At 71.5% G+C, this 12,942-nt stretch carries 12 protein-coding genes; 7 read left to right on the top strand and 5 right to left on the bottom strand.

Features of this window, described 5'->3' with window-relative positions; all coding sequences use genetic code 11:
* Nucleotides 1-32: 32 nt before the first annotated feature.
* Nucleotides 33-3,263 (bottom strand): S41 family peptidase, encoded by a 3,231-nt coding sequence (locus NNW99_RS22155; RefSeq protein ID WP_215120881.1) that lies wholly within the window; start codon nucleotides 3,261-3,263, stop codon nucleotides 33-35.
* Nucleotides 3,264-3,413: 150 nt separating this feature from the next.
* Here NNW99_RS22155 and NNW99_RS22160 point away from each other — a divergent pair, with 150 nt between their 5' ends.
* Both NNW99_RS22160 and NNW99_RS22165 read left to right on the top strand, forming a co-directional pair.
* Nucleotides 3,414-4,013 carry a TetR/AcrR family transcriptional regulator gene (locus NNW99_RS22160; protein ID WP_215120882.1) on the top strand — a complete coding sequence of 200 codons (600 nt, stop codon included), beginning with the start codon at nucleotides 3,414-3,416 and terminating at the stop codon, nucleotides 4,011-4,013.
* Between the two features lie 130 nt (nucleotides 4,014-4,143).
* Entirely contained in the window at nucleotides 4,144-6,345 is a 2,202-nt protein-coding gene (locus tag NNW99_RS22165; protein WP_215120883.1) for an MMPL family transporter, read from the top strand.
* A gap of 83 nt (nucleotides 6,346-6,428) precedes the next feature.
* Here the strand turns inward: NNW99_RS22165 and NNW99_RS22170 are convergent, their stop codons facing one another.
* Nucleotides 6,429-7,100, bottom strand: coding sequence for a DUF4097 family beta strand repeat-containing protein (locus NNW99_RS22170; protein ID WP_215120884.1), 672 nt, complete (start codon nucleotides 7,098-7,100; stop codon nucleotides 6,429-6,431).
* A gap of 222 nt (nucleotides 7,101-7,322) precedes the next feature.
* Between NNW99_RS22170 and NNW99_RS22175 the strand changes: the two genes are divergently transcribed.
* The gene (locus NNW99_RS22175; RefSeq protein WP_215120885.1) at nucleotides 7,323-8,033 is read left to right on the top strand and encodes a helix-turn-helix domain-containing protein; all 711 of its coding nucleotides are present in this window, start codon (nucleotides 7,323-7,325) and stop codon (nucleotides 8,031-8,033) included.
* Between the two features lie 53 nt (nucleotides 8,034-8,086).
* Here NNW99_RS22175 and NNW99_RS22180 read toward each other — a convergent pair whose 3' ends face one another.
* On the bottom strand, nucleotides 8,087-9,226 hold the full coding sequence (locus NNW99_RS22180) for a glutathione-independent formaldehyde dehydrogenase (RefSeq protein WP_215120886.1): 1,140 nt from the start codon (nucleotides 9,224-9,226) through the stop codon (nucleotides 8,087-8,089).
* Between the two features lie 111 nt (nucleotides 9,227-9,337).
* On the opposite strand from NNW99_RS22180, the gene NNW99_RS22185 reads away from it, so the two are divergent.
* The 4 genes from NNW99_RS22185 to NNW99_RS22200 all read left to right on the top strand — a co-directional run bounded on the left by NNW99_RS22185 (nucleotide 9,338) and on the right by NNW99_RS22200 (nucleotide 11,267).
* Nucleotides 9,338-9,523, top strand: a complete 186-nt coding sequence (locus NNW99_RS22185) for a hypothetical protein (protein ID WP_215120887.1) — start codon at nucleotides 9,338-9,340, stop codon at nucleotides 9,521-9,523.
* 44 nt (nucleotides 9,524-9,567) lie between these two features.
* On the top strand, nucleotides 9,568-10,083 hold the full coding sequence (locus tag NNW99_RS22190) for a YbaK/EbsC family protein (protein ID WP_215120888.1): 516 nt from the start codon (nucleotides 9,568-9,570) through the stop codon (nucleotides 10,081-10,083).
* A complete protein-coding gene (locus tag NNW99_RS22195; RefSeq protein ID WP_215120889.1) occupies nucleotides 10,080-10,925 on the top strand; it encodes a DMT family transporter in 846 nt (281 codons plus the stop codon). The genes NNW99_RS22190 and NNW99_RS22195 overlap by 4 nt, the downstream gene beginning before the upstream one ends.
* A 66-nt stretch (nucleotides 10,926-10,991) precedes the next feature.
* The gene (locus NNW99_RS22200; RefSeq protein WP_215120890.1) at nucleotides 10,992-11,267 is read left to right on the top strand and encodes a DUF1876 domain-containing protein; all 276 of its coding nucleotides are present in this window, start codon (nucleotides 10,992-10,994) and stop codon (nucleotides 11,265-11,267) included.
* 15 nt (nucleotides 11,268-11,282) lie between these two features.
* Here the strand turns inward: NNW99_RS22200 and NNW99_RS22205 are convergent, their stop codons facing one another.
* Nucleotides 11,283-12,446 (bottom strand): serine hydrolase domain-containing protein, encoded by a 1,164-nt coding sequence (locus NNW99_RS22205; protein WP_215120891.1) that lies wholly within the window; start codon nucleotides 12,444-12,446, stop codon nucleotides 11,283-11,285.
* Between the two features lie 42 nt (nucleotides 12,447-12,488).
* Nucleotides 12,489-12,935: an organic hydroperoxide resistance protein gene (locus NNW99_RS22210; protein ID WP_215120892.1), complete on the bottom strand. Its 447-nt coding sequence runs from the start codon at nucleotides 12,933-12,935 to the stop codon at nucleotides 12,489-12,491.
* Between the last annotated feature and the right edge of the window lie 7 nt (nucleotides 12,936-12,942).

Genomic DNA, 12,942 nt, shown 5'->3' on the forward strand with positions numbered 1-12,942 from the left:
CGGGGCACCCCTTCCGCACGTCCGCTCGCGCCTCACGGACGCGGCGGCAGCTTCGGCCGGGAGTGGTCCGGTACGTCGCTGTACGTCGGCGGCACCGCCGCGGGATTGCTCTCCAGCAGCCCGAGCGCCAGCTCCACCGCGTCGGTCAGCTGGGCGTGGCGGCCCTCCGCCCAGTCCAGCGGGGTGCGCAGGACGTCGATGTCGGGGGCGACGCCCCTGTTCTCCACCGACCAGCCGTAGGCGTCGAACCAGGCCGCGTTCATCGGCACCGTGATCACCGTGCCGTCCCCCAGCTCGTGGCGGCCGGTCATGCCGACGACACCGCCCCAGGTGCGCTGCCCCACCACCGGGCCCAGCTTCAGCAGTTTGAAGGCGGCGGTGATCATGTCGCCGTCGGAGGAGGTCGCCTCGTCCGCCAGCGCCACCACCGGGCCTCTCGGCGCGTTGGAGGTGTACGACACGGGCTGGGCGTCGCGGGTCAGGTCCCAGCCCAGGATCGTGCGGCTCAGCGTCTCGATGACCAGCTCGCTGATGTGGCCGCCCGCGTTGCCGCGCACATCCACGATCAGCGCCGGCCGGGACACCTCCATGCGCAGATCCCGGTTGAACTGCGCCCAGCCCGAACCGCCCATGTCCGGGATGTGCAGATAGCCGCAGCGCCCGCCGCTCAACTCCCGTACCACCGCCCGGCGTTTCGCCACCCAGTCCTGGTAGCGCAACGGCCGCTCGTCCACCAGCGGGACGACGGCGACCCGCCGGGGCGGGCCCGCGCTCTCGGCCGGGGTGAAGGTCAGCTCCACCGTCGTGCCGCCCGCGCCCGCCAGCAGCGGATACGGGCCCGCGGCCGGATCCACCGGGCGGCCGTCGACATGGGTGAGGACCGCGCCCTCCCGGATGCCGGTGCCGGCCAGCGGGGAGCGGGCCTTGGAGTCGGAGGAGTCACCGGCCAGGATCCGCAGCACCGTCCAGCCGCCGTCCCGGCGTACGAAGTTGGCGCCCAGCAGGCCCTGGCGGCGCTGGTAGTGGGGCGGGCCCTCGTTGCGCCGGGCGGCGGTGACATACGCGTGGGAGGTGCCCAGTTCGCCCAGCACCTCGCGCAGCAGGTCCGCGAACTCGTCCGGGGAGGCGACCCGTTCGACCAGCGGACGGTACTGGTCCAGCACCCCGGCCCAGTCGATGCCGCACATGCCCGGCTCCCAGAAGTAGGCCCGGATCAGCCGCCCGGCCTCCTCGTACGCCTGCCGCCACTCCGCCGCCGGGTCGACCACGTGCAGGATGCGGCGCGCGTCGATCCACACCGTCGAGTCGGCGTCGCCCGATTCGACGGCCGGCACCGCGCGCAGCTCGCCCTCGTCGACCACGACCAGTCTGCTGCCGTCGCCGCTCACCGCGAACCAGTCGAGATGGTCGACGAGTTCGGTCCGCTTGGCCTTGGTGATGCCGAAGTGCTCCAGGGTCGGCCGGCCGCTGGTGTCGTCCGGGTTGGCGAACGTCTCGCCCAGCGCGCCCGAGATCGGCCAGCGCAGCCACACCAGCCCGCCGCCCGCGACCGGGTGCAGCGCCGAGTACTTGGAGGCGGCCACCGGGAAGGGCGTGACCCGGCTCTCCAGGCCCTCGGCCTCGACGGTCACCGTCCCGCTGTCGCCGTTGTCGTCGTCCTCCACCGGGTCCAGGCCCCCGGCGGCCGGACGGCCCTCCGGGTTCACCGCGAACGGGGAGGGCGTCGCGGAGGACAGCGGCACGAGGTAGGGGCGGCAGCCCAGCGGGAAGGACAGGTCGCCGGTGTGCACGTCGTAGACGGGGTCGAAGCCGCGCCAGGACAGGAAGGCGAGGTAGCGGCCGTCGCGCGTGAACACCGGGTTCTCGTCCTCGAAGCGGCCGTTGGTGACGTCGATGACGACGCCCTCCTCGACCCTGGCCATCTTGATCTGCCGCAGGGTCCGCCCGATGCCCGGGTGCGACCAGGTCAGCCACGCCCCGTCCGGGGAGAACGCGAGGTCGCGCACGGGCCCGTTGATCGACCGGATCAGCTCGGTGACCTCGCCGCCGGAGTCCTCGGTGACGTCGATCAGCAGCAGTCGCCCGTCGTGCGAGGCGACGGCGAGGCGCTCGCCCTCCGGGTCCGAGACCAGCTCGCGCACCCGGCCCAGGGCGCCCGGGGCCAGCCGTCGCGGCTCTCGGGCGCCGGAGGCCCGGGGCAGCGAGGCGATCTCGATCGCGTCCTCGCCCTCCGCGTCCGTCACATACGCCACCCGCCCGCTCGCGCCGAGCATCTCCGGCATCCGCACCCGGACGCCCGGGGTGTCGGTGAGGGTGCGGGCGGGCCCGTCGCGGTGGGTGAGCCAGTACAGGCTGCCGCGTACGACGACCGCGCTGGCCCGGCCGGTCTCGTCGACCGAGATCCCGTCGAGGTGCTGGGCCGCCGCCACCTGGTACGGGCGCCGCCCCGCGCGCGGCCCGCCCATCTCTACGTCCAGCCTCCGTGGCGCGGAGTCCGGCGACAGGTCGTCGACCAGCCAGAGATCGCCCGCGCACTGGTACACCACCCGGGTCCCGTCGCTGGAGGCATGCCGGGCGTAGAAGGCGTCGTGGTCGGTGTGACGGCGCAGATCGGAGCCGTCACAGGCGCAGGAGTAGAGGTTGCCGACGCCCTCGTGGTCGGAGAGGAAGGCGATCCGGCCGCCGACGAACATGGGGGAGTGCAGATGGCCGTCGAGTCCGGCCAGCAGCCGTTCGCCGTGCAGCCACAGCCTGCCGGTGGCCCCGCCCCGGTAGCGCTTCCAGGAGGCCGGTTCGTGCGGCGGGGTGCCGGTGAGGAGCAGGGTCCTGCGCTCCCCGTCCAGGTCGGCGGCCTGGATGTCGGAGACCGGTCCCCAGGGCAGTTTGCGGCCCGGGGCGCCGTCGAGGGGGACCTTGTAGCCCCAGGTGAAGAAGGAGAAGGGCTCGCCGTGCGAGGCCACGGCCAGGATCTCGCCCTCCGGGGTCCAGCCGCAGACCCGGGTGTCGGCGCTGCCCCAGTGGGTCAGCCGGCGGCCCGGGCCGCCGTCCACCTCCGCGAGATGGACCTCGGGCACCAGGGTGCGCCAGCTCGTGTACGCGAGGTGCCGGCCGTCGGGCGAGAAGCGGGGGTGGCCCAGTTTGGCGCGGTCGACGGTGAGCCGCCAGGCCCGGCCGGGGGCGTCGAGCGGGGCGAGCCAGAGGTCGTCCTCGGCCACGAAGCACAGCAGGTCGTCATGGAGATGCGGCAGACGCAGATAGCTCACCTCCCCATGCTTTGCCTCGGGGCGAAACGCAGCAAGTTATGACAAACAGGCCTCCGTGACGCAGCACACGTACGAAACGGTTTCGTTTCTCTAGGCTCTGCGCTAGATTCCTCCTGTGCCGGAGCGTGCCGGAGAAGGAAGGTGCAGGAGATGACTGAGGTCGCCACCCCGCGTCGCAGTCGGATCACCCCCGAGCGGGAGGCCGAGCTGTACGCGGCCGTGCTCGACCTGCTCCGGGAAGTCGGCTACGACGCCCTCACCATGGACGCCGTGGCGGCGCGCACCCGGTCCAGCAAGGCGACGCTCTACCGCCAGTGGGGCGGCAAGCCCGAGCTGGTGGCGAAGGCGGTCCGGCACAACAAGCCGGGCAACATCGCCGACGTCGACACCGGAACTCTGCGCGGCGACCTCCACGCCCTCGCCTCGCGTGAGGACGACTGCGCCATGCAGCAGAACGCCGCGCTGATGCGGGGCCTGTTCATGGCGGTGCACGCCAACCCGGATCTTCTCCAGGCGTTCAGGGAACTGCTGATCGAGCCGGAGATGGAGGAGTTCCACCGGGTCGTGCGCAAGGCGGTCGACCGCGGCGAGATCCGCGCCGACTGTCCGGCCCTGGAGTACATCGTGCACATGCTGGTGGGCGCCTTCGCCACCCGCACGCTGATCGACGACCAGCCGCCGACGCAGGCCTTCCTCCTCTCGTACATCGACGCCGTGGTCCTCCCCGCCCTCGGCATCCCCACCGGCTGAGCAATCCCCCTCACCCGATCAATCCCCCTCCCTTGAGAAACCGCAGCACCTGACGCGATCACCGCTCACGTCGTCGGGCTGATCTCCCCTGCCCTGAAACACCCCACGACCTGACCGGGAGTACGCCCTCGTGGCCACTTTCCTCTACAAGCTCGGCCGGCTCTCGTACCGGCGGCGGCACTTCGTCGCCCTGATCTGGGTGGCCCTGCTGACCCTCGCCGGGGTCGGCGCGGCCAGCGCCCCCGCCGCGGGCAACAGCTCGTTCTCCATCCCCGGCACGGAGGCCCAGAAGGCCTTCGACCTGCTGGAACAGCGCTTCCCCGGCGTGAGCGCCGACGGCGCCACCGCACGCGTCGTCTTCAAGGCGCCGAGCGGCGAGAAGATGACCGACCCCGGCAACAAGGCGGCGGTCCGGGAGACCGTCGAGGAACTGGCCGACGGCTCCGAGGTCGCCCGCGTCACCGACCCGTACCAGGCGAAGGCCGTCAGCAAGGACGGCACGATCGCCTACGCGCAGGTGTCGTACAAGGTCTCCGGCATGGAACTGGAGGACTCCTCCCGCGACGCCCTTCAGGACAGTGCGCGGGACGCGCGCGAGAGCGGGCTGACCGTCGAGATCGGCGGTGACGCGCTCCAGACCGTCCCGCACACCGGCTCCAGCGAGATCATCGGCATCGCGGTCGCCGCCGTCGTCCTCGTCATCACCTTCGGCTCCCTGGTCGCGGCCGGTCTGCCGCTGCTGACGGCGCTGATCGGCGTGGGCATCGGCGTCTCCACGATCACGGCCCTGGCCAGCGCGCTGGACCTGGGCTCCACGACCTCCACCCTGGCGATGATGATCGGCCTGGCGGTCGGCATCGACTACGCCCTGTTCATCGTCTCCCGCTACCGCGCCGAACTGGCCGAGGGCCGCGACCGCGAGGAGGCGGCGGGCCGGGCCACCGGCACGGCGGGCTCGGCGGTGGTCTTCGCGGGCCTGACGGTGGTGATCGCGCTGGTGGGTCTGTCGGTCGTCAACATCCCGATGCTGACCAAGATGGGCGTCGCGGCGGCGGGCACGGTGGCCATCGCGGTGCTGATCGCCCTGACCATGATCCCGGCGCTGCTCGGATACGCGGGCCGGAAGGTGAAGCCCATGGGGGAGAAGGGCAAGCGGTTCGGCCGGGCGCCGAAGCAGCCCGAGCGCCCCAACCTGGGCACCCGCTGGGCGAGTTTCGTCGTCCGCCGCCCGATCGCCGTCCTGCTGCTCGGGGTCATCGGCCTCGGCGCGGCGGCCGTCCCGGCGTCGAGCCTGGAACTGGGCCTGCCGGACGACGGCTCCCAGCCCACCTCCACGACCCAGCGCCGCGCCTACGACCTGCTGTCGGAGGGCTTCGGCCCCGGCTTCAACGGCCCGCTGATGGTCGTCGTCGACGCGAAGGACAGCGACGACCCGAAGGCCGCCTTCTCGACGGTCGGCGATGAGATCAAGGGCCTCAAGGACGTCGTCACGGTGACGCCGCCGGCGCCCAACAAGGCCGGTGACACGGCCACCATCACCGTGATCCCGGGCTCCCAGCCGTCCTCCGTGACGACGGAGAACCTGGTGCACGGCATCCGCGACGCCGGCGCGGGCATCAAGGCCGACACCGACGCGAGTGTCCTGGTCACCGGCAGCACGGCGATGAACATCGACGTCAGCGAGAAGCTCAACGACGCGCTGGTCCCCTACCTGGTGCTGGTGGTCGGCCTGGCCTTCCTGCTGCTGATCGTGGTGTTCCGCTCGATCCTGGTCCCGCTGAAGGCGGCCCTCGGCTTCCTGCTGTCGGTGATGGCGGCCCTCGGCGCGGTGGTCGCGGTCTTCCAGTGGGGCTGGCTGTCGGGCCTGATGGGCGTGGAGCAGACGGGCCCGGTCATGTCGATGATGCCGATCTTCATGGTCGGCGTGGTCTTCGGCCTGGCGATGGACTACGAGGTGTTCCTGGTGACCCGGATGCGGGAGGCCTACGTCCACGGCGAGAAGCCGAGCCAGGCGATCGTGACGGGCTTCCGGCACGGCGCCCGGGTGGTGACGGCCGCGGCGGTCATCATGATGGCGGTCTTCGCCGGCTTCATCGGCTCGTCCGAGTCGATGGTCAAGATGATCGGCTTCGGCCTCGCGATCGCGGTCTTCTTCGACGCGTTCATCGTCCGGATGGCCATCGTCCCGGCCGTCCTGGCCCTCCTCGGCCGCAAGGCCTGGTGGCTGCCCAAGTGGCTGGACCGGGCGCTGCCCAACGTGGACGTCGAGGGCGAGGGCCTGCGCCCGGACTCCGGCCGCGGGGACACGGACCGGGAGCTGGTACGCGCCTGACGTTCCACCGCTTCCGGTGAGACCGGCCGGTGAGGGCTCCGTGGGGACGGGTGCCCTCACCGGCTTTTCCGTGCTCATCCCGCCTACAGGCTGCGGGCGGTGATGTCGCCGTAGGCGGTGGTCGCGCGGATGACGAGGCCGGCGGCGGCGCCGTCGGCGTTCATCAGCGTGTTCTGGATCCGGCCGAAGCCGGTGCCGGCGTCCAGGGAGGCGGAGACGCCGCGGCCGGCGGCGATCGAGATCTCGCCGTGCTCGGTGCGCAGCTCGACCGAGCCGCCCGTGGCCTCGGCGACCCGGATGTCGCCCTTCTGGGTGCGGATCTCCGCGGAACCGCCCAGCCGCCCGACCGAGACGTCGCCGGCGAGGAGGGTGAGACGGGCGCCCTCGGTCTCGTCGAGCTTGACCGAGCCGTGCGCGCCCTCGAAGGCGACATCGCCGAGCCGTCCGACGCCCCGGAACTCGGAGCTGGCCGCCTTCGCCTCGACACGGGAGCCGGCGGGCAGCTGGACGGTCACCTCGACGGAACCGGAGTTGCCGAGGACCCGGTTCTTCGCCGGTGCGGCCTCGATCCGCAGCACACCGTCGCCGAACTCGACGCCGACCCGCTCCGCCGCCTTCACATCGCGGCTGTTCGACTTGTCCGCGGGCCGGACCTCGACGGTGGTGTCGTCCCGGTCGGCGGCGATGAACTGGATACGTCCGGCGGGGATGTCGACGACGGCGGAGACCGGGGCGGTGGTGGTGAACTTCTGCATCGTGCTCTCCTTCAGCTGGTTGTTTCCGATGAAGGAAACGCTACGTTGCGTTCATAGATCTGGCAACGCATTCGTTGCGTTGAATCGACGTAAGTGCAGTTAGATGTAGGAATTTCGTTGCAATGGTTCCTGATTTAACGCAACGGGGACCCACCTTTCGTTGCAATGGAATGAAGGTGAACGCTAAGCTGACGGCACCCGAGGAGAACGAAGGAGACCGCGATGCCGGGAGGCAGGCTCACCCAGCAGGAACGTCAGCAGATCGCGCTGGGACTGGCCGACGGCCTCGCCTACGCCGAGATCGCCCGGCGCGTCGACCGCCCCACCTCGACCATCACGCGCGAGGTCATGCGCAACGGCGGCCCCACCGCCTACCGCGCCGACCTGGCCCACCGCGCCACCGAACGCCGCGCCCACCGGCGCCGGCAGACCGCGCCCCGGGCGGCGGAGGCACCCCCGCAGGCCCATGGGCGCGACGCCGAGGCCGTGCGGGAGTACGAGGAGGTGTTCACCACCGTCCTGATGGCCTCGGGCATGACGACGATGCCGGCCAGGGTGATGGCCTCCCTCACCCTGACCGACAGCGGCAGCCTCACCGCGTCCGAACTCGTCCAGCGCCTCCAGGTCAGCCCGGCGTCCATCTCCAAGGCGGTCGCCTTCCTGGACAGCCAGGGCCTCGTCCGCCGGGAGCGCGACGAGCGCCGCCGCGAGCGCTACATCGTCGACGACGACATCTGGTACCGGTCGATGATGGCCAGCGCCCGGTCCATCGCCCAGCTCGTCGAGATCGCCCGCGAGGGCGTCGGCGTCCTCGGCCCCGGCACCCCGGTCGCCGCCCGGCTCGAGAACATCGCCCGCTTCCTCGACTTCGTCAGCGAGAGCACGGCCCGCGCGGCGGAACAGGCCCGCGAGATCCTCCGTACGAAGGCGTAAGGGGCCAAGGGGCCGACGGGAGTCGATGCCGCCGCCCCTGCGGTCGTCCCGGCTCAGGCGTGCGGGTGCAGGACGACCTTGGTGTAGCCCTCCACGCGCTTGTCGAACTTGTCGTACGCCGACGGCGCCTGGTCGAGCGGCAGTTCGTGCGAGACGACGAAGCTCGGCTTCGCGCGGTCCTCGATGATCATGTCGCGCAGGTGCCGGTTGTACCGCTTGACGTTGCACTGCCCGGTGCCCATGCGCAGCCCCTTCTCGAAGAGGCGTCCGATGGCGACCATCAGCATGCCCTGCTTGGCCTGCTCGTCCGGACCGCCCGGGTCGCGCGGCACATACAGGCCCGGCACCCCGAGAGCACCCGTCGGCCGGACCGTCTCGACGAGCGAGTTCAGTACGACCGCCGGTTCCTCACGGTCCTCGCCCTGCGCCTGGGCCTGGTAGCCGACCGCGTCGACACCCTTGTCCGTGCCCTGGCCCGCGGTCTGGTCCTTGATCTGCCGGGCCGGATCGCCCTGGGTGAAGTCGATCGGCACCGCGCCGATCTCCCGCGCCTTCTGCAACCGCTCCGCCACCCGGTCGACCACGAACACCTTGCTCGCGCCGCGCAGCATCGCCGAGTAGGCGGCCATCAGCCCGACCGGACCGCCGCCGTACACGGCGACGCTCTCGCCGGGACGCACATCGGCCAGCTCGTTGCCGTGGTAGCCGGTCGGGAAGATGTCCGCGAGAAGGACGAAGTCCGTCTCCTTCTCGGTGCCCTCGGGGAGCTTCAGGCAGTTGAAGTCGGCGTACGGAACCCGTACGTACTCCGCCTGACCCCCGGTGTAGGGCCCCATCGCGACATAGCCGTAGGCGCCGCCGGCGAAGCCCGGGTTCACCGTCAGGCAGAAGCCCGTGAAGCCGGCCGAACAGTTTCTGCAGAAGCCGCAGGCCACATTGAACGGCATGACCACCCGGTCGCCGCGGCTGAGCGAGGTGACTCCCTCTCCCGTCTCCTCGATGACCCCGAGGTTCTCGTGGCCGAACACGATGCCCGGCTCGGCCGCGGTGCGGCCCTCGTACATGTGCAGGTCCGAGCCGCAGATGGCCGTCGACGTCACCCGCACGATCACATCGTTCGGGTGCTGGATCCGGGGATCCTCCACTTTCTCCACCGCCACCTCGAAGGGGCCCTTGTACACGACAGCCCTCATCGTCAGCACCTCCATCTGTGTTCTGGCTCATATACCAGGCTGGTGCATGATGGGACGATTTGCACCAAGAGAAGGCGCTTGAGGCGCTTGGAGGAGAAAGGATCAACGGCCTTGTCACGACGTATCGGAACACTGCTCGTCTCGGTCTCCGGCCTGTCCGGCACGACCTACCCGGTGGGCACCCGTGTGGCCATCCGGGGCACCGGAGGCTCCGTCGACGGATTCGTCGACGGAGACTGGCTGCCGCTCGCGTGGTGGGAGTTCGCGGATGTCGCGCAGGGGGACGACGCCCGCTGAACCCCCCTCGCGTGTCCGATACACGTACCGCTAGCGTGCCCTGCATGACGACGACAGCCGCCACTGACGCCGAGGACTCCGGAGCACACCCCCTCTTCGCCCAGGCCCTGCGGGAGCGCGGGCTCGACGAGGTCGTTCCGCTCGTGAGGCGCTTCCCGGAAGCCACCCGTACCGCCGCCGAGGCCGCCGCCGCCCTCGGATGCGACCTGAGCCAGATCTGCAAGTCGCTGATCTTCGCGGCCGACGGGGTGCCCGTGCTGGTCCTCATGGACGGGGCCTCCCGGGTCGATCTCGACCTGGTGCGGGGGGAACTCGGCGCGGAGAAGGTCACCCGGGCCAAGGTCGATGTCGTGCGGGAGACGACCGGCTATGCCATCGGCGGTGTGCCGCCCTTCGGACACCGGACGACGACGCGTGTGCTCGCCGACCGCTCCCTGTTCGACCACGAGACCGTGTGGGCGGCCGCCGGGACGCCGTACACCATGTTCCCCATGGCGCCCGGCGACCTCGTCGCCCACTCCGGGGCCATCGTGGCGGACGTGCGCGAGAGCTCCTCGTGACGCCGGTGGTCACGGGCGCCGTGCTGCTCGCCGCCGTGACCCACGCCAGCTGGAACGCCATCGCGCACAAGATCACGGACAAGCTCGCCGGGTTCACGCTGATCTCGGGCGGCGGGCTGGTCATCGGGCTGGCGATCGCGCCGTTCGCGGCATTCCCGGCGGCCGGGGCGTGGCCCTACCTCCTCTTCTCCGCCGCCATCCACATCGCCTACTACGCCCTGCTGATGAAGTCCTTCCGGCTGGGCGACTTCGGGCAGGCCTATCCCATCGCGCGCGGCACCGCGCCCCTCGTCGTGACCCTGCTCGCCGCGCTCTTCGCCCACGAGGTGCCCGACGGGTGGGCCGCCGCCGGCATCGCCCTGTCGTGCGCGGGGCTGACCGGCGTCGCCCTGTGGGGGCTGCGCGGGCGGCGGCCCGACTGGGCGGCGATCGGGGCGGCCCTGGCCACGGGGCTGACGATCGCCGTGTACACCGTCGTGGACGGGCTGGGCGTGCGGGCGTCGGGCTCCTCGCTCGGGTACATCGCCTGGCTGATGGCCGTGCAGGGGATCGTCATCCCCGCGTACGCCGTGAGCCGCTGGCGCGGGCGGACCGTCGCCCTGCTGCGGCCCTTCGCCGTGACCGGCCTCATCGGGGCCGCGCTCTCCGTCGCCGCCTACGCCCTCGTCCTGTGGGCCCAGACCAAGGCCGAGCTCGCCCCCATCGCCGCCCTGCGCGAGTCGTCGATCATCGTCGGCGCGGCCATCGGGGCCGTGTTCTTCAAGGAGCGATTCGGCGCCCCGAGAATCGCGGCGGCCGGGCTGCTGGTCGTCGGGATCGGGCTGATGCTGCACGCCGGGTAGGCAAGGCGGGTGCACTTGCCGCACCTGAGGAGCACCCTGGAACTAGGTCTTCCGGAGGTGATCGTCATGATGCACACCCGAGCGGGATGGCACGTCGAGATGGAGTTCATGGAGGACGACCAGCACACGCGGGCGGTCGCGATGCTGCGGCTGCCCGACGGCAGCGAGGTACGGGCGCACGGGGCGGCCAACCGGCACCGGTCCGACGTCAATCAGCCCAGGGTCGGAGAGGAGATCGCCGGGGCCCGGGCGCTCAACGAACTCGCCATGCAGTTGCTGACCAAAGCCCACGAGGAGATCGACCAGGCGTCCGGGCGGATCTCCCACCCGATCCACGTCTAGCGGCGGCCGGGAGTCTCAGAGGCCTAGGGCCTGCCGTATCGCCCGTACCAGCCCCTGCGCCCGCGGATCCGCCGTCACCGTCTTGCGGAGGCCGTTCGTGACGTAGCCGAAGGCGATTCGGGACCCCGGGTCCGCGAAGCCGAGGGCGCCGCCGCGGCCCGGGTGACCGAAGGAGCCCGGGGCCAGGAAGGGCGAGGCGCTGCCGTGCAGCATGTAGCCGAGGCCGAAGCGGGTGCCGACCACCAGGACACGGTCGGGGCCCGCCGACTCCTCGGCCCGGGCCAGTTCGACCGTCTCCGGCGTGAAGAGGCGTGAGGCACCGGCCGTGTCACCGATCAGCGTCGCGTAGAAGCGGGCCAGTCCGTCCGCCGTCGCGACGGCGTTCGTCGCGGGCAGGGCCGCCGCGCGGTAGGCGGGGTCGTTCTGGTCCGGGAACGGGGTGATCGCCGCGAACGCCCGGCGGGTGAGGGAGGCCGGGTCCTCGTAGGCCTCGGTGACCGAGCGCTTCGGCCGGGCGCGCAGACCCCCGGTCGGCTCGGGGCCCTCGACGCGGCCCGCGCGTCCCACCCGGTGGGCCTCCGACTCGGGCAGACCGAGCCAGAGGTCCAGGCCCAGCGGGCCGGTGATCTGCGCCGCGAGCCACTCGCCCGCGCCCTGCCCGGTCACGCGCCGCACCAGTTCGTCGAGCATCCAGCCGTAGGTGAGCGCGTGGTAGCCGTGGTCGGTGCCGGGCTCCCACACGGGTGCCTGGGCGGCGACCGCCGCGGGGCCCCGCAGCGGGTCGAGGGCCTGCTCGGGGGTGAGGGGGTGGTCGAGGACCGGCAGTCCGGCCCGGTGGTTCAGGACGTGCCGGACCAGCACTCGCTCCTTGCCCCGCGCCTTGAACTCCGGCCAGTAGTGGCCCACGGGCGCGTCCAGGTCGAGCTGTCCGCGCTGGTGCAGCAGCAGGAGTACGGCGGCGGCCACGCCCTTGGTCGCCGAGCGCACGATCTGGGCGGTGCCGTGCTCCCAGGGGCTCGTGCCGTCGACGTCCTTCGTGCCGGCCCACAGGTCGACGACCCGCTGCCCGTCCCGGTAGACGGCGACCGCCGCGCCCCGCTCCCCGAGCGCCTCGAAGTTCGCTGCGAACGCTTCCCTGACCGGCTCGAAGCCCTCGGCGACTGTGCCGTTCACGTCCACGTCCGTACTCCTCGTCGTGCTGCGGTGCTGCGGTCTTCCCCCTTAGCCAAGCAGGATCGTCACGTCGATGTTCCCGCGGGTCGCGTTCGAGTACGGGCAGATCGCGTGGGCCGCGTCCACCAGCTTGGTCGCGAGGTCGGGGTCGACGACCGGCAGGGAGACGCTGAGGGCGACCGCGAGGCCGTAGCCCTGCTGGGTGTTGGGGCCGATGCCGACCTTCGCGGCGACCGTGGAGCCGGCCAGGTCGTAGCCCTCGCGGTTGCCGACCAGGATCAGGGCGTTGTGGAAGCAGGAGCTGTAACCGGCCGCGAAGAGCTGTTCCGGGTTGGTGCCGTTGCCGTCGCCGCCGAGCTGCGGGGGCATCGCGACCTTGAGCTCGATCTGGCCGTCCTGGCTGGTCACATAGCCCGCACGGCCGCCGTGGGCGGTGGCCTCCGCGACGTACATGATCTTCGTCGGGCGGGTGTCGACGGCGGGGCCGTCAGTCATGCTGTCC

It is taken from the genome of Streptomyces sp. CRCS-T-1 (genome assembly GCF_024442335.1).
Taxonomy (GTDB): Bacteria; Actinomycetota; Actinomycetes; order Streptomycetales; family Streptomycetaceae; genus Streptomyces; species Streptomyces koelreuteriae.

Excerpts from the sequence above, each read along its gene's own strand:
- NNW99_RS22160 (WP_215120882.1), top strand. The coding sequence starts at position 3,414 with ATGACTGAGGTCGCCACCCCGCGTCGCAGTCGGATCACCCCCGAGCGG.
- NNW99_RS22170 (WP_215120884.1), bottom strand. The coding sequence starts at position 7,100 with ATGCAGAAGTTCACCACCACCGCCCCGGTCTCCGCCGTCGTCGACATC.
- NNW99_RS22175 (WP_215120885.1), top strand. The coding sequence starts at position 7,323 with ATGCCGGGAGGCAGGCTCACCCAGCAGGAACGTCAGCAGATCGCGCTG.
- NNW99_RS22180 (WP_215120886.1), bottom strand. The coding sequence starts at position 9,226 with ATGAGGGCTGTCGTGTACAAGGGCCCCTTCGAGGTGGCGGTGGAGAAA.
- NNW99_RS22190 (WP_215120888.1), top strand. The coding sequence starts at position 9,568 with ATGACGACGACAGCCGCCACTGACGCCGAGGACTCCGGAGCACACCCC.
- NNW99_RS22200 (WP_215120890.1), top strand. The coding sequence starts at position 10,992 with ATGATGCACACCCGAGCGGGATGGCACGTCGAGATGGAGTTCATGGAG.
- NNW99_RS22210 (WP_215120892.1), bottom strand. The coding sequence starts at position 12,935 with ATGACTGACGGCCCCGCCGTCGACACCCGCCCGACGAAGATCATGTAC.